Annotated in this window: 22 protein-coding genes and 2 tRNA genes; 11 read left to right on the top strand and 13 right to left on the bottom strand. The window is 71.6% G+C overall.

Features of this window, described 5'->3' with window-relative positions; genetic code table 11:
- Positions 1–18: 18 nt before the first annotated feature.
- Positions 19–507, bottom strand: a complete 489-nt coding sequence (locus tag AOM07_RS14225) for a hypothetical protein (RefSeq protein ID WP_156171960.1) — start codon at positions 505–507, stop codon at positions 19–21.
- Positions 508–717: 210 nt separating this feature from the next.
- Between AOM07_RS14225 and sqr the strand changes: the two genes are divergently transcribed.
- Genes sqr through AOM07_RS14210 form a run of 3 tightly spaced genes read left to right on the top strand, consistent with a single transcriptional unit; the run spans position 718 to position 2,818 of the window.
- Entirely contained in the window at positions 718–1,950 is a 1,233-nt protein-coding gene (gene sqr / locus AOM07_RS14220) for a type III sulfide quinone reductase, selenoprotein subtype (RefSeq protein WP_062314991.1), read from the top strand.
- Between the two features lie 8 nt (positions 1,951–1,958).
- Entirely contained in the window at positions 1,959–2,273 is a 315-nt protein-coding gene (locus tag AOM07_RS14215; protein WP_062314982.1) for a TusE/DsrC/DsvC family sulfur relay protein, read from the top strand.
- Positions 2,274–2,284: 11 nt separating this feature from the next.
- Positions 2,285–2,818 carry a DsrE/DsrF/DrsH-like family protein gene (locus AOM07_RS14210; RefSeq protein ID WP_062314979.1) on the top strand — a complete coding sequence of 178 codons (534 nt, stop codon included), beginning with the start codon at positions 2,285–2,287 and terminating at the stop codon, positions 2,816–2,818.
- Here the strand turns inward: AOM07_RS14210 and AOM07_RS14835 are convergent.
- From AOM07_RS14835 to AOM07_RS14180, 6 genes are all read right to left on the bottom strand, one after another.
- Entirely contained in the window at positions 2,815–3,576 is a 762-nt protein-coding gene (locus AOM07_RS14835; protein WP_062314976.1) for a glycoside hydrolase family 16 protein, read from the bottom strand. The two genes, AOM07_RS14210 and AOM07_RS14835, sit on opposite strands and share 4 nt — an antisense overlap.
- Before the next feature lies 1 nt (position 3,577).
- Complete coding sequence (locus AOM07_RS14200) at positions 3,578–4,408, bottom strand: CPBP family intramembrane glutamic endopeptidase (RefSeq protein ID WP_062314974.1); 831 nt, start codon at positions 4,406–4,408, stop codon at positions 3,578–3,580.
- Positions 4,409–4,454: 46 nt separating this feature from the next.
- Positions 4,455–5,333: a hypothetical protein gene (locus AOM07_RS14195; protein ID WP_062314971.1), complete on the bottom strand. Its 879-nt coding sequence runs from the start codon at positions 5,331–5,333 to the stop codon at positions 4,455–4,457.
- A gap of 43 nt (positions 5,334–5,376) precedes the next feature.
- Positions 5,377–6,102, bottom strand: a complete 726-nt coding sequence (locus tag AOM07_RS14190; protein ID WP_228374466.1) for an NYN domain-containing protein — start codon at positions 6,100–6,102, stop codon at positions 5,377–5,379.
- Between the two features lie 81 nt (positions 6,103–6,183).
- Positions 6,184–6,507: a type II toxin-antitoxin system RelE/ParE family toxin gene (locus tag AOM07_RS14185; RefSeq protein WP_062314966.1), complete on the bottom strand. Its 324-nt coding sequence runs from the start codon at positions 6,505–6,507 to the stop codon at positions 6,184–6,186.
- A complete protein-coding gene (locus AOM07_RS14180; RefSeq protein WP_062314964.1) occupies positions 6,504–6,749 on the bottom strand; it encodes a type II toxin-antitoxin system ParD family antitoxin in 246 nt (81 codons plus the stop codon). The genes AOM07_RS14185 and AOM07_RS14180 overlap by 4 nt, the downstream gene beginning before the upstream one ends.
- Before the next feature lie 101 nt (positions 6,750–6,850).
- Between AOM07_RS14180 and AOM07_RS14175 the strand changes: the two genes are divergently transcribed.
- Complete coding sequence (locus AOM07_RS14175) at positions 6,851–7,747, top strand: EamA family transporter (protein ID WP_062314962.1); 897 nt, start codon at positions 6,851–6,853, stop codon at positions 7,745–7,747.
- A 9-nt stretch (positions 7,748–7,756) separates the two neighbouring features.
- Here the strand turns inward: AOM07_RS14175 and AOM07_RS14170 are convergent, their stop codons facing one another.
- Genes AOM07_RS14170 through AOM07_RS14160 form a run of 3 tightly spaced genes read right to left on the bottom strand, consistent with a single transcriptional unit; the run spans position 7,757 to position 10,217 of the window.
- Positions 7,757–8,698: a prenyltransferase/squalene oxidase repeat-containing protein gene (locus AOM07_RS14170; RefSeq protein WP_062314961.1), complete on the bottom strand. Its 942-nt coding sequence runs from the start codon at positions 8,696–8,698 to the stop codon at positions 7,757–7,759.
- Positions 8,695–9,735, bottom strand: coding sequence for a heparan-alpha-glucosaminide N-acetyltransferase domain-containing protein (locus AOM07_RS14165; protein WP_062314959.1), 1,041 nt, complete (start codon positions 9,733–9,735; stop codon positions 8,695–8,697). The genes AOM07_RS14170 and AOM07_RS14165 overlap by 4 nt, the downstream gene beginning before the upstream one ends.
- Positions 9,732–10,217 (bottom strand): ClbS/DfsB family four-helix bundle protein, encoded by a 486-nt coding sequence (locus AOM07_RS14160; RefSeq protein WP_062314957.1) that lies wholly within the window; start codon positions 10,215–10,217, stop codon positions 9,732–9,734. The genes AOM07_RS14165 and AOM07_RS14160 overlap by 4 nt, the downstream gene beginning before the upstream one ends.
- 77 nt (positions 10,218–10,294) lie before the next feature.
- Here AOM07_RS14160 and AOM07_RS14155 point away from each other — a divergent pair, with 77 nt between their 5' ends.
- The 6 genes from AOM07_RS14155 to AOM07_RS14130 all read left to right on the top strand — a co-directional run bounded on the left by AOM07_RS14155 (position 10,295) and on the right by AOM07_RS14130 (position 14,700).
- Positions 10,295–11,077, top strand: coding sequence for a fumarylacetoacetate hydrolase family protein (locus AOM07_RS14155; protein WP_062314955.1), 783 nt, complete (start codon positions 10,295–10,297; stop codon positions 11,075–11,077).
- A 65-nt stretch (positions 11,078–11,142) separates the two neighbouring features.
- The gene (gene gltX / locus AOM07_RS14150) at positions 11,143–12,624 is read left to right on the top strand and encodes a glutamate--tRNA ligase (RefSeq protein ID WP_062314953.1); all 1,482 of its coding nucleotides are present in this window, start codon (positions 11,143–11,145) and stop codon (positions 12,622–12,624) included.
- Between the two features lie 10 nt (positions 12,625–12,634).
- Entirely contained in the window at positions 12,635–13,360 is a 726-nt protein-coding gene (locus tag AOM07_RS14145) for an HAD family hydrolase (RefSeq protein ID WP_062314951.1), read from the top strand.
- A gap of 26 nt (positions 13,361–13,386) precedes the next feature.
- The gene (locus tag AOM07_RS14140; RefSeq protein WP_062314949.1) at positions 13,387–13,824 is read left to right on the top strand and encodes a hypothetical protein; all 438 of its coding nucleotides are present in this window, start codon (positions 13,387–13,389) and stop codon (positions 13,822–13,824) included.
- Between the two features lie 60 nt (positions 13,825–13,884).
- A tRNA-Gln gene (locus AOM07_RS14135) sits at positions 13,885–13,956 on the top strand.
- Between the two features lie 93 nt (positions 13,957–14,049).
- Entirely contained in the window at positions 14,050–14,700 is a 651-nt protein-coding gene (locus tag AOM07_RS14130; protein WP_062314947.1) for a pyridoxamine 5'-phosphate oxidase family protein, read from the top strand.
- Between the two features lie 37 nt (positions 14,701–14,737).
- On the opposite strand, the gene AOM07_RS14125 is transcribed toward AOM07_RS14130, so the two are convergent.
- Together AOM07_RS14125 and AOM07_RS14120 are read right to left on the bottom strand one after the other, a co-directional pair.
- Positions 14,738–15,517, bottom strand: coding sequence for an SDR family oxidoreductase (locus AOM07_RS14125; RefSeq protein ID WP_062314945.1), 780 nt, complete (start codon positions 15,515–15,517; stop codon positions 14,738–14,740).
- A gap of 108 nt (positions 15,518–15,625) precedes the next feature.
- Positions 15,626–17,779 carry an ATP-dependent Clp protease ATP-binding subunit gene (locus tag AOM07_RS14120; RefSeq protein ID WP_062314944.1) on the bottom strand — a complete coding sequence of 718 codons (2,154 nt, stop codon included), beginning with the start codon at positions 17,777–17,779 and terminating at the stop codon, positions 15,626–15,628.
- Between the two features lie 348 nt (positions 17,780–18,127).
- Here AOM07_RS14120 and AOM07_RS14110 point away from each other — a divergent pair.
- Positions 18,128–18,203: transfer RNA gene (locus AOM07_RS14110), tRNA-Glu, on the top strand.
- Between the two features lie 45 nt (positions 18,204–18,248).
- On the opposite strand, the gene AOM07_RS14105 is transcribed toward AOM07_RS14110, so the two are convergent.
- Positions 18,249–18,980 (bottom strand): integrase core domain-containing protein (locus tag AOM07_RS14105; protein WP_156171958.1); only part of this gene is annotated, 732 nt, incomplete at its 5' end.

Raw genomic sequence — 18,980 nt, 5'->3', positions numbered from 1 at the left:
CGGGACCGCCGCGTCCTCTCAGGATCGCGCGTTGAGATCCGGGCGCGGCGCGACGTCGACGACCACGTACAGGTCGGAGCCGTCCGGTGCCGCGCTCGGCTCAGGGGTGCTGTAGCCCCGGTACCGCGGGCCACCGCGGTTGATCGTGACGTCGGCGTAGGTGTCGTCGGACCAGCCCTTGAGCACCATCGAATCCGCTCTCGTGCAGCATTCCTCACCGAGGTCGTACTCCGGGAAGGTCGCGACGTAGAAGGCGGCGATCGCCTCGAGGCTCGCGGAGGTCGTGTACACGGCGACAACCCCGGCGTTCCGTGGGGTGATGCTGCTGTCGCTGCCCCGATCCTCGGCAAAGGCGACTCGGGTCCCGTCCGGTGGGACGGTCGTCACGATGTCGAGCGCCGACATCCGCGCGATCTCCTCGTCGGCGCCGTCGGGTGCTCCCGCGCAGCCCGCCACCGTGGTCGCGCAGAGCGCCGCCATGACTGCCGCCGCGACCCGTTCCCGCATACGTCCCCCCGGGGTTCTCGCTCTCCTCGAGAGCGGTGCCTCTGCCAGGGCATTCGTACACCCTGGGGCCGCGGAACGCGCGGCCCGCGCGGCCGACGCGCCGCTCTGGCAGGGACGATGGTCCCTGTTCGTACACGATCCGCCTACATACGGTCGGGAGTATCGGGGCCGCCTCCCGGACGTCCCCGGACCCAATGAAGGGGGCGCGTGATGCGCAGGCTGCTCATACTCGGAGCCGGCACGGCGGGCACGATCGCGGCGAACAAGCTGCGGCGCATGCTCGACGCGGATGACTGGCAGATCACCATCGTCGACCAGCGAGGCACGCACTTCTATCAGCCGGCCTTCCTGTTCATCCCGTTCGGCAGATATCGGCCCGACAAGGCGCGCCGGAAGGCCGCGCCGCTCATCCCGGACGGCGTGACCCGCATCCAGGCCCAGATCGACCGCGTCGACGCCGAGGCCCGCACGGTCGCGCTCGAGGACGGCTCGGTGCTGCCGTACGACTACCTCATCATCGCGACCGGCACGTCCCCGCACCCGGAGGAGACCCCGGGCATGGAGGACGACTGGCACGGCGCCGTGCACTCGTTCTACACGTTCGACGATGCGGTGGCGCTGCGGGAGGCCATCGCGGGCTTCACCGGCGACCGGCTGGTGGTCCACATCTCCGAGATGCCCATCAAGTGCCCGGTCGCGCCGCTCGAGTTCACGCTGTTGGCGGACGACTACTTCAAGCGCCGCGGCATCCGCGACAAGGTCGACATCACCTTCGTGACGCCGCTGTCGGGGGCGTTCACCAAGCCCGTCGCGGCGGCCGCCTTCGGCGACATGCTCGAGACGCGGGGCATCGCGGTCGAGCCGGACTTCATGATCGAGAGCGTCGACGCTGAGGAGCGCAAGGTCGTGTCCTTCGACGAGCGTGAGGTTCCCTACGACCTGCTCGTCACGATCCCGGTCAACAAGGGGGCCGAGTACATCGGCCGCTCCGGCCTGGGCGACGAGCTCGACTTCGTGCCCGTCGACCACCACACCCTCCGGCACGCGGATCACCCGGAGATCTTCGCGGTCGGTGACGCGGCCGCGGTCCCCACGTCCAAGGCTGGCGCCGTCGCGCACTTCGAGCTCGATGTGTTCCCCGAGAACTTCGTGCACATCGTGAAGGGCGAGGAGCCCGTCGAGCGCTTCGACGGCCACGCCACCTGCTTCATCGAGTCGGGAGCGGGCAAGGCCATGCTCATCGACTTCAACTACGACACCGAGCCGCTGCCGGGGATGTTCCCGGTGCCGGCGGTGGGCCCGCTGCCGCTGCTCAAGGAGTCCCGGTTCAACCACTGGGGCAAGCTGGCGTTCGAGCCCGTCTACTGGTCGATGCTGCTTCCCGGCCGACCGCTTCCCCTGCCCGCTCAGATGTCGATGCGCGGCAAGCGCGTCCCCGCCTAGGAGGAGACATGAGCACCACCACCCTCGCCGGCCGCGAGATCCACGTCGACGCCGAAGGGTTCCTGACCGAGTACGACGAATGGGACGAGGAGCTCGCCCAGCAGCTCGCCGACCAGATCGGCGTCGAGATGACGCCCGAGCACTGGGACGTCATCCGCTTCCTGCGTGACGACTACGCCGAGACCGGCACGACCGCCACCACGCGCCGCGTCAATGCGGTGGGCGGCTTCCCGGTCAAGAAGCAGTTCGCGCTGTTCCCCAAGAAGCCGGGCAAGAAGATGTCCTACATCGCGGGCCTGCCCAAGCCCGCCGGATGCGTCTGAGGAGGCGCGCCATGACCGACATGCAGACGCAGCCGGCCGTCGTCCCCGACTTCGGCGACGACGACGAGACCGACCGCAAGCTCGTCATCATCTGCTCGAAGGGCAACCTCGACATGGCCTACCCGGGCCTCATCCTCGCCAACTCGGCGCTGGGCGAGGGCATCGCGGTCGACCTGTTCTTCACCTTCTGGGGCTTCGACATGATCACGAAGTCCCGTCAGCAGAAGCTCACCTTCACCCCGGTCGGCAACACCGCGATGCACCTGCCCATCGGCGGGCGCATGCCGCAGTGGCTGTCGCCGTTCCCGGGTATGACGTGGGTCGCGACGAAGATGATGAGGAAGCAGATCGACGACCTCGGGGTGCCCCCGGTGGACGAGTTCCTCGATCAGATCGTCGCGTCCGGCGGCCGCCTGTGGGCGTGCAAGATGAGCGCCGACATGCAGAAGCTCACGATGGAGGACCTGCGCGACGACGTCGAGGACATCATCACGGCCGCCGACTTCATGGACCTGTCGGAGGGTGCGCAGACGCTGTTCATCTAGTCGTCGGTGCGCAGCCGCACCTCGCGGATCACCGCGGACTTGGGGTAGTCCGCGGGGTCGCGGCGCCCGTGGGGGAACTCCCACACGTCGAGCATGAGCTGGAGCGGATAGCTGAGCACCTGGTCGGTGCCGTAGACGTCGACGCCGTCGACGGAGACGCGCACACCCTCGGAGTCCCACGCGGCGCCGTACGTGTGGGGCTCGGTCGCGTCCATGGCCAGCGCGACGTCGCGCAGGTCGGTGACGAGCCGCGGGTCGTGGTGCGCCTTGATGCCCGCGCGGATGACGGACGATGCGGCGGTCACCTTGTCGCCGAACACCTCGGCGACGCAGATCTCGCCCGAGTCGTCGGGCCCGGTCGACTCGTGCCCGACGAGCCAGATCCCGAGCATGCAGGTCGGGTCGGCGCTCGCGGACGCGACCACCTCGACCGCGCCGGCGCGGGGCGGCGCCCACAACCGCCGCATCGTCCGCTCCGTCACCACCCGGAGGTCGCGCCCGACGCGGTGCTGGCCCACGGGCGAGCCCAGGGGGCCGGCGAACTCGCCGGTCTGGACGTGCGAGACGCGGAAGTCGCCGTCCTCGGGGCGCCACTCGTGCTGGTCGTGCTCGATGAGCAGCTCGAGGCCGCCGTCGGTGAACCGGTAGCGGGCGCCCGAGCGGTCCGGCGTGGTCCAGTGCGGGAGGTAGTCGGGGATCCACAGCGTCGCGTCGAGAGGATCGCCCTCGAAGCGCTCGATCAGGTCCCAGGTGCTCATGTCACGCCTCCACGCCCGCGGGCTCGGCGCGCCGGGTCAACCGGCGCGGGCCCCACACCACCACGATGACGGCCGCGAACGCGAGCTGCACGGCGAACCCCGTCCAGCGCCCCTCGGCGGTGGTCCAGTAGGGGACGGCGGCGCCGACGATGTTGGCCACCGCGTGGAAGAGGATCGCGATCGACACCGCGCCGCGCGTGTTGACGAACAGCCAGGTGTAGAGGACCGCCAGCACGATCTGCTGGAGCACGAACTCGTGGACCGGGATCGCCGCCTGGACGGTGCCGTCGATGAAGTGCAGCGGGAGGTGCCAGATCCCCCATGCGGCGCCCAACATGAGGCTCGCGGAGAGCGGGCCGTGGAAGCGCAGCATCGGGCCGAGCGCGAACCCGCGCCAGCCGTACTCCTCGGGTGCGGCGTTGAGCAGCAGGATCATGAGGAAGGTCGGCACGATCGCGACGATCGGCAACCCGTCGTCCCACGTGATCTCCTGCCCGGTCGCGGCCATGACCCCGACCGTGACGAGCGCCATCGCGGGCGCGAGCAGCAGCGTCGGCACGAGCCAACGGCGGTCGAAGTCGCGGCTCCAGCCGCGGCGCAGAAGCGCGCGCACCGCAGCACCGCCGCCCGCGCGGCGGGTGAGCACGAGCGCCGCGATGAACGGCCCGAACGGGCCCACGACGCCGAGGATGCCGACCGCGTCGGGGAGGTCGAGCACCCCGGTCGAGTCGAGCACCGAGGGCAGCCACGCCGCCCACGAGATCGCGAACGCGAGCACGAAGAACGCGATCAGCTCGCCGAAGGTGATGTCCCGTGTCGTCCTCTCGCCCATGCCCGTCGACCCTAGTGAGGGGCCGCGGGGGCGACAAGGGCGGCGCTCAGGCGGCCGCGAGCTCCCGCACGTCGACGATCGCGGCGACGATGCGGGCGCGCAGCCTCGCGCCGCGCGTCGCGAAGTCCCGCTGCCGGTCCGCGTACTCGCGCTTGCCCTGCGGTGTCTCGACGGCGATGGCGTCGAGACCGTACGAGGACACGTCGTAGGGGGACGCCTGCATGTCGACCTGCCGGACCTCGAGCGCGAGGGCGAAGGCCTCGAGCTGCAGGCTGGAGGGCACGGCCGGCGCGAGCTTGGACGCCCACTTGTACAGGTCCATCGTCGCGTGGAGGCAGCCGGGTTGCTCGAGCGCGGCCTGCGTCTCGCGCGTGGGCTGCAGCGCGTTGAGCGGGCGGGCGTCCGGGGTGAAGAAGCGGAAGGCGTCGAAGTGGGAGCACGCGATGGGGTGGGACTCGACCACCGCATCGGTCCCCGCCTGGCCTAGCCGGAGGGGGAGCGGGTGGCGGATGTCGTCTCCGGCGCGGTAGGCCATCGCCCACTCGTGGAGGCCGAAGCAGCCCAGCCGCGCGGGCCGGTCCGCGGTCGCGCGGAGCAGGCGCTCGACGTGGTCGACGGTGCCGCCGCGCGCCTCCATGAACGCGGTGACGTCGACCTCCGTCCGCCCCGCGGAGGTCCGGTAGAAGCGCCACGCGGCATGCTCGGGCGCGTCCTCGAGCACGACCCCGGCTCCCGGGTGCCAGCGGCGCAGGTGCGAGGGCCGGGTCGAGTAGTACTCGAAGAGGAAGTCCTCGATCGCGTGGCGCTCGCCGCGGCCCTTGCGCGCGCGGTGGCCCGCGGTGAGCGCGTCGGCGTCGGCGGCGTGAGCGGTGGCGAGCGGCTCCCACTCGGCGCGCGCGAGCGTGGGGGAGCCGAGGATGGTCATGGCGTCCATTGTCGCCCCGCGCGGGGCGCGCCGGGACCCGCGGCTACCGGTGCCGCACGTACGCGTTCGGCGTCTTGCCCTCGCCCATCTCCCGCGACTGGACCTCGTAGAGCCGATGGGCCTGCATGAGGTCCTTGAGCTTGGAGAAGCCCCACGTGCGCGAGTCGAAGTCGGAGGCGAGCCGCGAGAGGTTCTGCCCCACGGAGCCGAGGTTCGCCCAGCCGTCGTCGCCCGCCGCCGCCTCCACCGCCTCGGCCAGCAGGCGGTCGAGCTGCGGATCCCGCTTAAGTGTGGGCGTGCTTGCGGCGGCCGGCGTCGTCTCGGACGGGTTGAGGTTCTCGACGTAGATGAAGGTGTCGCAGGCGGCCACGAAGGGCTTCGGCGTCTTCCGCGCGCCGAACCCGTACACGGTGAGCCCCTCCTCGCGGATGCGTGCGGCGAGGCGCGTGAAGTCGCTGTCGCTCGAGACCAGGCAGAACCCATCCAGGTTGCCGGCGTGCAGCAGGTCCATCGCGTCGATGATGAGCGCGCTGTCCGTCGCGTTCTTGCCCGTGGTGTAGCCGAACTGCTGGATCGGCTGTACCGAGTGCTCGAGCAGCTGGTCCTTCCAGGACTTGAGCTGGTTCGAGGTCCAGTCGCCGTAGGCCCGGCGGACCCCGGCGGTGCCGTACTTCGCGATCTCGGCGAGCAGGCGCTCGAGATCCTTGGCGCTCGCGTTGTCCGCGTCGATCAGAACCGCCAGTCGCGCGCCGTCCGTCGTCGCCGCCACGTGCACCTCCTCGATGACTCTGCAGCCAGCGTGGTGCATCCTGCGCCGCAAGCGGCGCAGCACACACGGGCCGGCCCCCACTCACGACCGGTCGTCGAGCTCCTGGGGGAGGTCGCGCGCGGTGTGCAGGACCCGATGGATCCGCAGGGCGTCGGCATCTGCGGTGTAGACGATGACGAAGGGGAAGCTCGGCAGGGCGAGGCCGCGGAGGTCGGGGATCGCGGTGGCGATGGCGAACCGGGTCGATCCGATCGCCGGATTCTCGGCGAGCAACCTCATCGCCGCCTCGAGCGCGTCGATGAAGGCCACCGCCGGCTCGATGCCCGCATGCGCGACGTAGTGCGCCGTCGCCGTGGCGATGTCCTCGTCCGCTCGATGCGTGGTGACGAGGCGGATCGGACTCATGCGGCGCCGTCGGCGAGCCTTCGCGCGTGACCACGCAGGGACTCGAAGTAGGCCGCGTCGAGGACCGACCCCTCTCCGGAGGTCATGCCGTCGAGCACGAGCGCGCGGAGGCGGAGCCGTTCCTGCTCGCGGCGGATCAGCTCCCGCACGAACTCGCTGCTGGTGCCGTAGCCGCCGTCCGCGACCTGCGCCTCGACGAAGTCCTTCAGCGCGTCGGGAAGGGAGACGTTCATCGTGGCCATGACTCCACGCTACGCGGCTTGGCAAGCCTTGTCATCGATCTGTGGACGCGTCGCCCGGTGTCGCAGGCGGCGGGTCCGCCGCGACCTGCCACTCTTGTCCCGTGCCCACCGACTCCCGGCTCGCGACCGCCGCTCCCTTCCTGGTCCTCGTCGGGCTGCTGTGCCAGGAGGCCGGGGCCGCGGTCGCCGTCATGGTCTTCCCGCAGGTCGGGCCGGTGGGCATGGTCGCGCTGCGCCTCGTGTTCTCCGCGCTCGTGCTGCTCCTCCTCGCGCGCCGCACGCTGCGCGGGGTGGCCCGAGAGCACTGGGGCGTCGTCGCCGGGTACGGGCTCGCGCTCGCGGCCATGAACGTGCTCTTCTACCTCGCGATCGCCCGCATCCCCCTGGGCATCGCGGTCACCATCGAGGTGCTCGGGCCGCTCACGCTGAGCGTCGTCGCGAGCCGGAGCCTGCGCGGCCTGCTGTGGGCCGCGACCGCGGCGGCCGGCGTGCTGCTGCTCGGCGGCACCGCCCGCGACCTCGACCTCGTGGGGGTGGCCTTCGCGGCGGGGGCCGCGCTGCTGTGGGCCGTCTACATCCTCATGGCGCGCGCGGCGGGCGCCGCGATGCCAGGCCTCACGGGGATCGCGCTCGCGATGAGCGTGGGCGCGGTGGTGACGCTGCCCGCCGCCTTCGCGGTGGTCGGCACCGCGCTGCTCGACCCCGCGATCCTCGCGCTGGGCCTGGCCGTCGCGGTGCTGTCGTCGGCCATCCCGTACGGCATCGAGATCACCGCGCTGCGGCACATGCGCGCGGAGACGTTCGGCGTCCTCATGGCGCTCGCGCCCGCGCTCGCGGCCCTGACCGGCCTGGTGCTGCTCGGCCAGGCGCTCACCGTGAGCGTCGCGGCGGGCATCGTCCTCGTGACGATCGCGGGCGTCGGCGCGGTGCGCACCGCGCCCGGTCCGGCGCGGGTCGAGGGGCCGGACGATGCGGCGATGCCGCCGTCGCCCGCCTGAGGGCAGGCGCTACGCGCGCTCCTCCCACCAGCGCAGCACCCGCAGCGCGCGCAGCGTGTTCCAGCGGCTCGGTCGGCCGTCGCCGTCCTCCATGACGAACGGCACCTTGCCGCGATGGGTGTTCTCGAGCGGCCACGTGCCCACCGAGGAGCGACGCGCGCGGAGCATGTCGATCGCCTCGCCGGCGCGCTCGTCGGGCTCTGCGCCGGACTCGCGCAGGTGCTCGAGCGCGCGCAGCACGTCGTAGTGCCAGTACGTGGGGAAGGAGAAGCGCTGGTACGCGGGGTCGACGACCTCGCCAGTCGAGCGGCGCCGCATGAGCCGGCGGTCCAGCAGATACTCCTGGCCGTCCAGGAACGCCTCGCCGGCCTCGGGCGTGAGCGCCCCGGTGGCGCGACGATGCGCGACGAGCGACTCGAGCGCCCCGATGGTCGAGTGGAAGCTCGACTTGGACGAGCGCCACGGCGGGTCGCAGTTCCAGCCGCCGTCCGCGCGGCGGTCCGCGACGAGCCGCTTCACGGGCGTCGCCATGTCCTCGCCGAAGTATGCGCCGATCGCGATCGCGGCGGAGAGCGAGCACGCCTCGCTCTCGCCCTCGAGGAACGTCTGGTCGCCGTCCTCCCACCGCACGCTCGCGAAGGCCCGCCGGGCCGCCTCGCGGACGGGGTGCGCGTCCGGGTCGACGCCGAGGTGGGTCAGGAGGAGGAGCACGTGCGCGGTGGACGTCCACGGCTGCCCGTCGTGGACGTCGCGCCGGCCGGCCGGGTACCACGCGCCGTGGTCCCAGCTGCCGTCCTCGAGCTGCAGCGCGAGGAGCCGCGCGCCCCAGCCCTCGCGCGCGACCCGCGCCCGCTCGTCGACGACCTCGATCGGGTCGGCGTCGAGGAGGTCGCGCATCGTCTGCCAGCGGATGGCGGGATCCCCGGCCATGAGCCAGTCGGCGACGCTCACGCGGACACCTCCTCGGGGTCGCGCGGCACGGGCAGGCCGCGGACCGCCCGCGCGCCCGCCGCGTTCGACACGCCCGTGAGGATCCGCTCGAGCGGTCCCTGGCCCAGCCCGCGGCGCCACGCCCACGCGGTCGCGAGCAGCACGAGCTCGAGCACGACGAGCGCGACGTTCGACGGCTCGTAGACCATCTCCGGGCCCACGATCCAGATGATGAGCACCTGCAGGACGTACGCCGACAGCGCCATCGCGCCGACCGCCTCGAGCGGGCTGAGCACGGTGCGGGCGCGCGGCGCGAGCCAGCACGAGGCGCCGATCACGGCGACCGCGACGCCCGCGTTGTGCGTCATCTCGACGGGCGTGTACGAGTGCGCGACCAGGCCCGTCACCGTGCCGTCCCCCGCGACGATGCGCACGAGAGCCGCGCCGCTCGCCGCGACGACCCCGAGACCGACGAGCAGCCCCTGCGTGCGTCCGGCCCTCAGCGCGAGGCGTCCCACGACGATCCCGAGCAGCACGTACCCGATCCAGGCGAGCGCGGGGTAGTGGAGGCTCCAGAGGCGCCCCACCACCGGCGCGGCCTCCCACCAGCCCTCGGGCCGCACGGCCTCGACGACGATCCGGCCGAAGGCGAAGGCGAGCCCCGCGAGGCCGAGCAGCGCCCACGAGGGCAGCCGTAGCAGCGGGGTTGCGATGAGCATCATCAGCCCCAGGTTCACGAGGATGATGTCCACCCCGGTGTGCATCTCCGCGAGCACGAGGCCGATGAGCACGAGGATCCCGGCCCGGGTCGCGACCCGCGCCCTCGTGAACCTCACGGCCCGCGCATCGTCCCTCCCGCCCGCGTGGGCGATCATGAGCGAGATCGTCACGCCGGCCAGGACCGCGAACAGCGCGGACGGGCGCCCGTGCGACGCGACCAGCCACGGCCACGGCTCGCCGTCGCCGCGCGAGCCGTCCGCGCCGACGTGCGCCGCGACCATGCCGAGCACCGCGAGGCCGCGCGCGACATCCAGGCCGACGATGCGGCTCGCGCTCATGCGGGCACCCCGGCCCGATCGAGCAGCCCCTGGGCCCAGGTGCAGTGCCCGCCGAGGCACTCGTGCGCGACGGACGCGAGGCGGTCGCCGCCTAGCCAGGCGAACGCGTCGGGGGAGGTGAGCACGGCATCGTCCAGCGCGGCGACGAGCGCGACGACGCGCGCCTGGGACGCGACCACCGCCGCGCGCGCCTCCTCGTACGACAGGTGACGATGCGCGGCGGCGAGGGCGTCGTTGAGGTCGCCGAGCGTGGCCCACGTGTAGCCGTCGGCGGGGTAGGCGGGTGTCCGCCCGGCCGCGTCGTCGAGCAGCCATCCCTCGAGCAGGAGGTGCCACGCGTGGAGGTGGGTGAGCACGTCGGCGACGCGTCGGTCCCGGTAGACGGCGCCGAGGTCGGCGTCCCGGTGGGCGTCGGTGCGGGCGAGCAGCCGGGCCAGTCCCTCGTCCGCGCTTGCGACGATGCGGTCGGCTGCCTCTCCCATGCGGCCCATCGTAGGCACGGGCCGCGGCGGCTCCCCGGCATCGGGCGGGCCGCGCGCGAGCGACTAGGCTGGAGCCCATGCGTATCGCCCGTTTCACCACCGGAGCCGAGCCCCAGTACGCGATCGTCGACGGAGAGCCGGGCGCTGAGGAGCTCGTCGTGCTCACCGGCGACCCGATGTACACGCCGGGCACCGTCACCGGCGAGCGGATCAAGCTCACCGACGACGTCCGCCTGCTCGCCCCCGTCATCCCGCGCTCGAAGATCGTCTGCCTCGGCAAGAACTACGCCGAGCACGCCAAGGAGATGGGCGGCGAGGTCCCCGAGATGCCGCTGCTCTTCCTCAAGCCCAACACCGCGGTCGTGGGGCCGGACGACCCGATCGTGCTCCCGCACTACGCGGAGGACGTCCAGCTCGAGGCCGAGCTCGCGATCGTCATCTCGCGCGTGTGCAAGGAGGTGTCGCCCGAGAACGCGGAGCAGTACATCTACGGCTTCACGTGCGCGAACGACGTCACCGCGCGCGACGTCCAGCGCCAGGAGAACCAGTGGTTCCGCGGCAAGGCCTTCGACACCTCGCTGCCGCTGGGCCCGTGGATCGAGACCGAGCTCGCGCACGACGACGTCCACGTCATCGGCCGCATCAACGGCAACGAGGTCCAGAACGGCCACACCGCCGACATGGTGACGGACGTCGCGACCGTGGTGTCGCTCGTGTCCGAGGTCACCACCCTGCTGCCCGGCGACGTCATCCTCACCGGCACCCCGGCGGGCGTCACCACCCTCGACCACGGCGACGTGGTCGAGGTCGAGATCGAGGACCTCGGCGTGCTGCGCAACCCCGTCCTCCGCCGCCAGTAACGGGCCCCACCCCGGCCCACCCCCGCATCGTGCGCCCTCACCCGGGCGCGAAGAAGGAAGAGCACATGAGCAAGGTCCGCGTCCGCTTCTGCCCGTCGCCCACCGGCCTGCCCCACGTGGGCATGGTCCGCACGGCGCTGTTCAACTGGGCCTACGCCCGCCACACCGGCGGCGACATGGTCTTCCGCATCGAGGACACCGACGCCGAGCGCGACTCGCAGGAGAGCTACGAGATGCTGCTCGACGCGATGAGCTGGCTGGGAATCGACTACGACGAGGGCCCCGGCATCGGCGGCCCGTACGGCCCGTACCGCCAGTCGGAGCGCCACGACCTCCACGCCGAGGTCGTCGCGAAGCTGGTCGAGGGCGGCTACGCGTACGAGTCGTTCTCGACCCCCGACGAGATCGAGGCGCGCCACAAGGCCGCCGGCCGCGACCCCAAGCTCGGCTACGACGGCTTCGACCGCGACCTCACCGACGAGCAGAAGGCCGCGTTCCGCGCCGAGGGCCGCGAGCCCGTGCTGCGCATGCGCATGCCCGACGAGGACATCGTCGTCGAGGACCTCGTCCGCGGCACCGTCACCTTCCCCGCGGGCACCGTGCCGGACTACGTCATCGTGCGTGCGAACGGCATCCCGCTGTACACGCTCGTCAACCCCGTCGACGACGCGCTCATGAAGATCACGCACGTCCTGCGCGGCGAGGACCTGCTGTCCTCGACCCCGCGCCAGATCGTGCTGTGGCGCGCGATGGTCGAGCTCGGCATCGCGGACGCCGTGCCGTCCTACGCGCACATGCCGATGGTGCTCGGCGAGGGCACCAAGAAGCTGTCCAAGCGCGACCCCGAGTCGAACCTCTTCCACCACCGCGACCGCGGCTTCCTGCCCGAGGGCCTGCTCAACTACCTCGCGCTGCTGGGCTGGAGCATCGGCCCGGACCGCGACGTCTTCACCCCGGCGGAGCTGATCGAGGCCTTCGACATCGCCGACTGCACGCCCAACCCCGCGCGCTTCGACCTCAAGAAGGCCGAGGCGATCAACGCCGAGCACATGCGCATGCTGCCCCCGGGCGAGTTCGCCAAGCGCGTGGTGCCCTACCTCCACGCCGCCGGCCTGCTGACGACCGCCGAGATCCAGGAGCTCACGCCGCACGAGGAGCAGACGCTCGCCGAGGCGATCCCGCTGGTGCAGACCCGCATGACGCTGCTGGGGGAGGCGCCGGGCATGCTCGGCTTCCTCTTCCTCGAGGACCACGAGGTGGTCGTCGAGGACGCCGCGCGCGCCAAGCTGCCGGAGAACGCCGCGGAGATCCTCGACGAGTCGATCGCGGTGCTCGAGGCGCTCGAGGACTTCTCGCCCGAGGCGCAGCAGGACGCGCTGCGCGCGAAGCTCGTGGACGAGATGGGCATCAAGCCGCGCTTCGCGTTCGGCCCGCTGCGCGTCGCGGTCACCGGTCGCCTCGTGTCGCCGCCGCTGTTCGAGTCGATGGAGATCCTCGGCAAGGAGCACGCGCTCACGCGTCTGCGCAACCTGCGCGCGTCGCTCTGAGGCCGGCCGCGTGATCAAGGGCGTCCTGTTCGACGTCGACGACACGCTCGTCGACACGCGCGGGGCGTTCCGTCACGCGCTCGCCTCGGTCGCGGTCGACTACCTCGGCGACGTCGACCACGACGAGCTCGTGCGGGTGTGGCGTGCGGACGCGAACGGCTGGTACCGCGCGCACACCCGCGGCGAGCTGACCCACCGCGAGCAGCGCCACCGCCGCGCCAACGACCTCCACGAGATCTTCGGCGGGCCGTACCTCGACCCCGAGGCCTACGAGGTGTGGGACACGGCCTTCGAGCGGTACTTCCGCGAAGGCTGGACCGCGTACGCCGACGCGGCGCCCGCGCTCGACGCGCTCGACGCCGCGGGGCTGCCGTACGGCGGGCTCTCGAACGCCGCCCACGCGTACCAGGAGGTCAAGCTCGCGGCCTGCGGGCTGTCGCGCATGCCGATGCTGGTCGGCGTGGACGAGCTGGGGGTCGGCAAGCCCGACCCGCGCGTCTACGCGCTCGCGTGCGAGCGGCTCGGCCTTCCACCGGAGCAGGTCGCCTACGTGGGCGACGAGTTCGACGTCGACCCGTGGGGCGCGGTCCAGGCCGGGCTCGGGCTCGGCGTGTGGATCGAGCGGCCGGGCGCGCACTCGCGCGACGTCGACGGGTTGTGCGGCGAGGGCGTGCCGCGCGACGGGCTCGTGCGGATCGGCTCGCTCGCGGACCTGCCGGGCACCCTCGGGCTCTAGCCGGGACGGCGGCGTACCGTGAGCCCATGGTGAGGCTCGTCGCGGCGGTCGTGGCCGCATCGTCCCTGCTCGCGGGATGCACGGACGCGCCCGAGGACGATGCGACGGGCGGCTACCTCGCGACGCAGGAGACGGTGGGGGACCTCCCGGGCGCGCGCCTCGAGATCAGCGGGACCCTCCGCGTCCTCGCGAACGGCTGCCTCGTGCTCGAGCGAGACAACGGCAAGCAGCCGTGGATCGTGTGGCCGCCGGGCGCCGTGCCGGGGCCGCAGGGCGGAGCGAAGCTGGGCTCCGAGGTGTACCTGCCGGGGGACCGGGTGACGGCCACCGGTACGATCGCGGTGCTCGCGGACCTGCCCGGCGGCAACCGCGACGACAGCTACTACGGGACCCTCGGCCACTACTGCGACGGGGACGCGGCGGGAGTCGCGGTGCTCGACTCGATCCGACACGCGGCCGGATGAGGCGATTTGGGTTCTGCGCCGGTCTCGGGTAAAGTGGTTCTCCGTTCCGCTGGAACGCAGTGGGCTATGGTGTAACTGGCAGCACGACGGTTTCTGGTTCCGTTAGTTGAGGTTCGAATCCTTGTAGCCCAGCTCTTCGAAGAAAGGGCCCGCCTGATGGCGGGCCCTTTCTCGTTGTCCGGGGGTGTGCCAAGGTGGGGGCACCGGCGGCGGCGGGGGGCGACGATGACCGACGAGGCGCGAGCGGGACGGCTGTACGGCACCGGCGCGCGGCGGCTCCAGGACCGCTTCGACACCCGGCGGCTGGCGGACGCGATCGCCGGCGGCGTGGTCCGGGAGGAGCTCGACGAGGGAGATGCCCGGCTCATCGGCGAGCAGTCGAAGATGTGGATCGCCACCACCGACGCGGACGGCTGGCCCGACGTGTCGTACAAGGGCGGCGATCCGGGCTTCGTGCGGGTCACCAGCCCGACGACCCTCGAGCTCCCGAGCTACGACGGCAACGGGATGTGGCGCACGCTCGGCAACATCGAGGACGACGGCCGCGTCGCGCTGCTCTTCGTCGACGAGGACCGTCCCTGGCGCCTGCGGGTGCACGGGACCGCGTCCGTCGTCACCTCGCCGGAGCGTGTCGCCTCCCACTACGGGGCGCTCGCCGTGGTCGAGGTGACGGTGGCCCGGCTCTTCCCCAACTGCGGGCGCTACGTCCACCGCACCGGCGAGCGCGCGAGGTTCGTGCCGCGCCCGGGCGCGCCGACGCCGATCCCCGACTGGAAGCGCCTCGACGGCATCACCGAGACGCTCCCGCAGCGCGACCTCGACGCGCTCGAGGCCGACGACGGCGCGCTCGACGGCTGGGACGGCTCCGGCGCGTGACAGGGCCCGGGCCGCACCCGGTTGCGCGCGGCGCCGCTCACCACACGGAGTCGCCGCGGATCACCACGTCCGAGCCGCCGTCGACGAACACCACCTGCCCGCACAGGTGCGAGTTCTCCTCGCTCGTCAGCCATGCGAGGAGGTGTGCCACGACCGCGGGCTCGGCGATGCCGTTCAGCGGCATGGGCACGATCTTCAGCAGCTCCTGCGCCGCCTCCTCCGTCGCGATCATGCCCTCGGTCATCGGCGTGCGGATGATGCCGGGCGCCACCGCGTTGAGCGGGATCGAGGCTCCCGCCCAGTCCGGGGCCGCGGCGTTGCGGCGGATCCATCGGGCGAAGGCCGCCTTGGTCGATCCGTAGATGAGCTGGCCGGTCTGCTCGTCCGCCGCCAGCACCGCGGCACGGGCGAGAGACCGCGGCTCGTCGCCCGCGAGCATCGCCTCGACCAGCTCCGGGTCGTTGGGCTGCAGGCTCGCCATCGAGGCGACGCCGGCGGCGCGGGGCGCGGGGGAGTCGAGAAGCAGCGGCCTGAGGTTCTCGAGCGTCGCGACCATGCCGAAGTAGTTGACCGCGACGGTCGCCGGGACGGGGTGCGCGAGGCCGGCGACCGCGACCACCGCGTCGATCCCGTCGGGGGCCTTCTCCCGCACCGCGTCCGCGAGCCCGCCGCGCCCGTCCGCGGTGGTCAGATCGGCGTCGATGTCGGCGCCGTGCAGGTCGATCTCGATGACCGTATGGCCGCGCCCCTCGAGCAGCTCGGCGGTGGCCTTGCCGATGCCGGATGCGGCACCGGTGATGACATATGTCCGCGCCATTGCGAACCTCCTCGTATCGGGGTGCATTCCTCACCACGCTAGCGAGGGGGCCGCAGGGGCGCGCGACGAGGCCCGGGAGCATCGCGCCCCCGGGCCTCTCGCACCGTCCTAGCCGACGGTGAGCGTCACCCGCTCGCCGTCCCAGCCGGCCGTCACCTCGTCGCCCTCGCGGACGCGACCGTCGACGATCTCCTTCGCGAGCTCGTTGAGCAGTCGCGTCTGGATGAGCCGCTTGAGCGGCCGCGCCCCGAAGGCCGGATCGAAGCCGTCCCGCGCGAGCGAGGCCCGCAGCGCATCGTCCACCGTGAGGACGATGTCCTTGGCGTCCGCGAGCCGCGCGACGTTCTTCGCGAGCTCGGTCCCGACGATCCCCTCCATCGCGGCGGGGTCGATGCGGTCGAAGATCACGACGTCGTCGAGCCGGTTGAGGAACTCCGGCCGGAACGCGCGCCGCAGCACCTCGAGAAGGTCGCGCTCGAGGGCCGCCCGGTCCTCGCCGTCCCACGCCAGCACGATGTCGGAGCCCAGGTTGGACGTCATCACGATGATCGTGTTGGTGAAGTTGACGGTGCGGCCGCGGCCGTCGGTGAGGCGGCCGTCGTCGAGCACCTGCAGCAGCACGTTCCACACGTCCGGGTGGGCCTTCTCGACCTCGTCGAACAGGACGATGCTGTACGGGCGCCGGCGCACGGCCTCCGTGAGCTGGCCGCCCTGGTCGTAGCCGACGTAGCCCGGGGGAGAGCCGATGAGGCGCGACACCGCGTGGCTCTCCATGTACTCGGACATGTCGATGCGGATCATGGCGCGCTCGTCGTCGAACAGCTGCTCGGCGAGCGCCCGAGCCAGCTCGGTCTTGCCCACGCCCGTGGGGCCGAGGAACAGGAACGAGCCGATGGGCCGGTTGGCGTCCGAGATCCCCGCGCGGGCGCGACGGATCGCGTCCGCCACGGACTCGATCGCGCGGTGCTGGCCCACGACCCGCTCGTGCAGGCGGTCCTCGAGGTGGGACAGCTTGCCGGACTCGTCGGTGAGCAGCTTCTCGACGGGCACGCCCGTCCAGCGCGCGACCACCGCCGCGATGTCCTCGCCCGTGACCTCCTCGCGCAGCATGCGCTCGTCGGCCGGGATGGCGTCGAGCTCGGCGCGCGCCCTGGCGATGTCCGCCTCCGCCGCGGGCATCTCGCCGTAGCGGATGCGACCCGCCTTCTCGAGCTCGCCGTAGCGCTCGGCGCGCTCGAGGTCGCCGCGCAGCGACTCGAGCCGCTCGGTCGCGCCCGAGACCCGCACGATGAGGTCCTTCTCGCGCGCCCATCGCATGTTGAGCGCGTCGGACTCGCCCTTGAGGCGGGCGATGTCCTGGTCGATCTCCTCGCGGCGCTGCTTGGCGTGCTCGGACTTGTCCTTGGCGACCTGCGTGCGCTCGATCTCGAGCTGCATGATGCGCCGGCGGGCGCGGTCGAGCTCGATCGGCATGGAGTCCAGCTGCATCTTCAGCGCGGAGGTGGCCTCGTCGATGAGGTCGACGGCCTTGTCCGGCAGGAAGCGCTCGGTGATGTACCGGTCGGACAGGCGCGCGGACTGCACGATCGCCTCGTCCGTGATCTTCACGCCGTGGTGGACCTCGTACTTCTCCTGGAGGCCGCGCAGGATCGCGACGGTGTCCTCGATGCTCGGCTCGCCCACGTAGACGGGCTGGAAGCGGCGCTCGAGCGCGCTGTCGGTCTCGACGTGCTCGCGGTACTCGTTGAGCGTGGTCGCGCCGATCATGCGCAGCTTGCCGCGCGCGAGCATCGGCTTGAGGATGTTGCCCGCGTCGACGGAGCCCTCGGCGCGTCCCGCGCCCACGATGGTGTGGAGCTCGTCGACGAAGAGGATGATCCGGCCCTCAGACTCCTCGACCTCCTTGAGCACCGCCTTGAGGCGCTCCTCGAACTGGCCGCGGAAGGCGGCGCCCGCGACGATCGAGCTCATCGCGATCTCGATCACGCGGCGGTCCTTGAGCGACGCCGGCACGTCGCCGGCGACGATGCGCTGGGCGAGGCCCTCGACGATCGCGGTCTTCCCGACGCCGGGCTCACCGATGAGGACGGCGTTGTTCTTGGTCCGGCGCGTGAGCACCTGCATGACGCGACGGATCTCCTCGTCGCGTCCGATCACGGGGTCGAGCGCCCCCTGCTCGGCCAGGGCGGTGAAGTCCTGCCCGAACTGCTCCAGGGCGCTCTGCTGCTCCTCCGAGCCGGGAGCCATGGGCTGAGCGGTCATGCGAACCTCCTGAGAATCTGATGCGCGGCACCTAACTTGAGCCGCCTCCACTCAACTTTACATAACGCCTGTGATGGCGGCAAGGGGTGGCGATGGATGGGGGAGCGGCGGAGCGGCGGGGACCGCGGCGCGATGGGGAGCTGGCGCGGCGTCCCGGGTGTGACCTCGGTCACGTCGAGGCCCCTGGCGGCGCCGGAGAGGCCCCGCATGCGCGGCGAAACCCCTGCATATGCGACCATGATCGCGGCCCACGCGAGGGTCGTGGGGGCGGATTTGGAATCCGCGCCGGACATGCTGTAAAGTCTTATCTCGCGCCAGCCGCCCGGTGAGGGTGGCTCAAGCAGCTAGGGCCCCGTTGTGTAGCGGCCTAGCACGCCGCCCTCTCAAGGCGGTAGCGCGGGTTCGAATCCCGTCGGGGCTACCACTGTGATGTGTCGGGACATCGTTCACAGATGTCTCGGGTCATCGTTCACAAAGGCCCCTCCTTCGGGAGGGGCCTTTGGTGTTTCTTGGGCTGGTAGTCGCGGGTTTCGTCGAGGTGGTGTTCTGCGATGATCTCGCCGGTGGTGCGGTCGATGACGAGGGTGTCGCGGCCGGCCATGAGGAGCACGATGTCGGTTCCGCGGTGGGCGCGTCCGATGCCGAGGTGGCGTAGCTTGCCGGCCCAGCGCACGGTGATGGTGCCGCCGGGGTCGACGATGTCGTGGCGGACGCGCCAATGGCGCTCGAGGAGCTCGATCGAGGGCTGGTCCTTGGGTAGCGCGGTGTAGGCCTCGGCAGGGGTGCGCCGTGCGAGCGACCGGTGGGGGCGCTCGTGGTTGTAGACATGCTGGAAGGTGTGCAACACGTGTTGCATCGCGTCGATCGTGTCGGCGTCGGGCCTGGCCGCGAGCCACTTCTTCAGGGTCTGGTGAAAGCGTTCGATCTTGCCCTGGGTCTGGGGGTGGCCCGGGTGGCCGTTCTTCTGCTTGACGCCTAGGGATGCGATGACGTGCTCGAAGTGGTTGGGGCCGCCTTTGTAGTTGGCGAACCGGGTGGTGTAGATCAGCCCGTTGTCCGTCAGCGTCGACGCTGGTAGACCGTGCTCACGTGCGGTGGTCAGGAACGTGGTGGTCACGATCGGCGCGGTCACGACCGCATGGACGGAGATGTGCAGCAGGAACCGGGAGTGGTCGTCGAGCCAGGAGATGATCTCGACCTC

Source organism: Demequina rhizosphaerae (genome assembly GCF_000971255.1).
GTDB classification, from domain to species: domain Bacteria; phylum Actinomycetota; class Actinomycetes; order Actinomycetales; family Demequinaceae; genus Demequina; species Demequina rhizosphaerae.
Note: the sequence above shows the minus strand (reverse complement) of the source record. Positions and strands in the feature narration are given on the sequence as shown.

What these genes read in the sequence shown, in the direction of transcription:
- AOM07_RS14120 (WP_062314944.1), bottom strand. Translation starts at nt 17,779, where the DNA reads ATGACCGCTCAGCCCATGGCTCCCGGCTCGGAGGAGCAGCAGAGCGCC.
- AOM07_RS14835 (WP_062314976.1), bottom strand. Translation starts at nt 3,576, where the DNA reads ATGAGCACCTGGGACCTGATCGAGCGCTTCGAGGGCGATCCTCTCGAC.
- AOM07_RS14125 (WP_062314945.1), bottom strand. Translation starts at nt 15,517, where the DNA reads ATGGCGCGGACATATGTCATCACCGGTGCCGCATCCGGCATCGGCAAG.
- AOM07_RS14210 (WP_062314979.1), top strand. Translation starts at nt 2,285, where the DNA reads ATGACCGACATGCAGACGCAGCCGGCCGTCGTCCCCGACTTCGGCGAC.
- AOM07_RS14185 (WP_062314966.1), bottom strand. Translation starts at nt 6,507, where the DNA reads ATGAGTCCGATCCGCCTCGTCACCACGCATCGAGCGGACGAGGACATC.
- gltX (WP_062314953.1), top strand. Translation starts at nt 11,143, where the DNA reads ATGAGCAAGGTCCGCGTCCGCTTCTGCCCGTCGCCCACCGGCCTGCCC.
- AOM07_RS14180 (WP_062314964.1), bottom strand. Translation starts at nt 6,749, where the DNA reads ATGGCCACGATGAACGTCTCCCTTCCCGACGCGCTGAAGGACTTCGTC.
- sqr (WP_062314991.1), top strand. Translation starts at nt 718, where the DNA reads ATGCGCAGGCTGCTCATACTCGGAGCCGGCACGGCGGGCACGATCGCG.
- AOM07_RS14140 (WP_062314949.1), top strand. Translation starts at nt 13,387, where the DNA reads ATGGTGAGGCTCGTCGCGGCGGTCGTGGCCGCATCGTCCCTGCTCGCG.
- AOM07_RS14160 (WP_062314957.1), bottom strand. Translation starts at nt 10,217, where the DNA reads ATGGGAGAGGCAGCCGACCGCATCGTCGCAAGCGCGGACGAGGGACTG.
- AOM07_RS14195 (WP_062314971.1), bottom strand. Translation starts at nt 5,333, where the DNA reads ATGACCATCCTCGGCTCCCCCACGCTCGCGCGCGCCGAGTGGGAGCCG.
- AOM07_RS14215 (WP_062314982.1), top strand. Translation starts at nt 1,959, where the DNA reads ATGAGCACCACCACCCTCGCCGGCCGCGAGATCCACGTCGACGCCGAA.
- AOM07_RS14130 (WP_062314947.1), top strand. Translation starts at nt 14,050, where the DNA reads ATGACCGACGAGGCGCGAGCGGGACGGCTGTACGGCACCGGCGCGCGG.
- AOM07_RS14155 (WP_062314955.1), top strand. Translation starts at nt 10,295, where the DNA reads ATGCGTATCGCCCGTTTCACCACCGGAGCCGAGCCCCAGTACGCGATC.
- AOM07_RS14165 (WP_062314959.1), bottom strand. Translation starts at nt 9,735, where the DNA reads ATGAGCGCGAGCCGCATCGTCGGCCTGGATGTCGCGCGCGGCCTCGCG.
- AOM07_RS14200 (WP_062314974.1), bottom strand. Translation starts at nt 4,408, where the DNA reads ATGGGCGAGAGGACGACACGGGACATCACCTTCGGCGAGCTGATCGCG.
- AOM07_RS14225 (WP_156171960.1), bottom strand. Translation starts at nt 507, where the DNA reads ATGCGGGAACGGGTCGCGGCGGCAGTCATGGCGGCGCTCTGCGCGACC.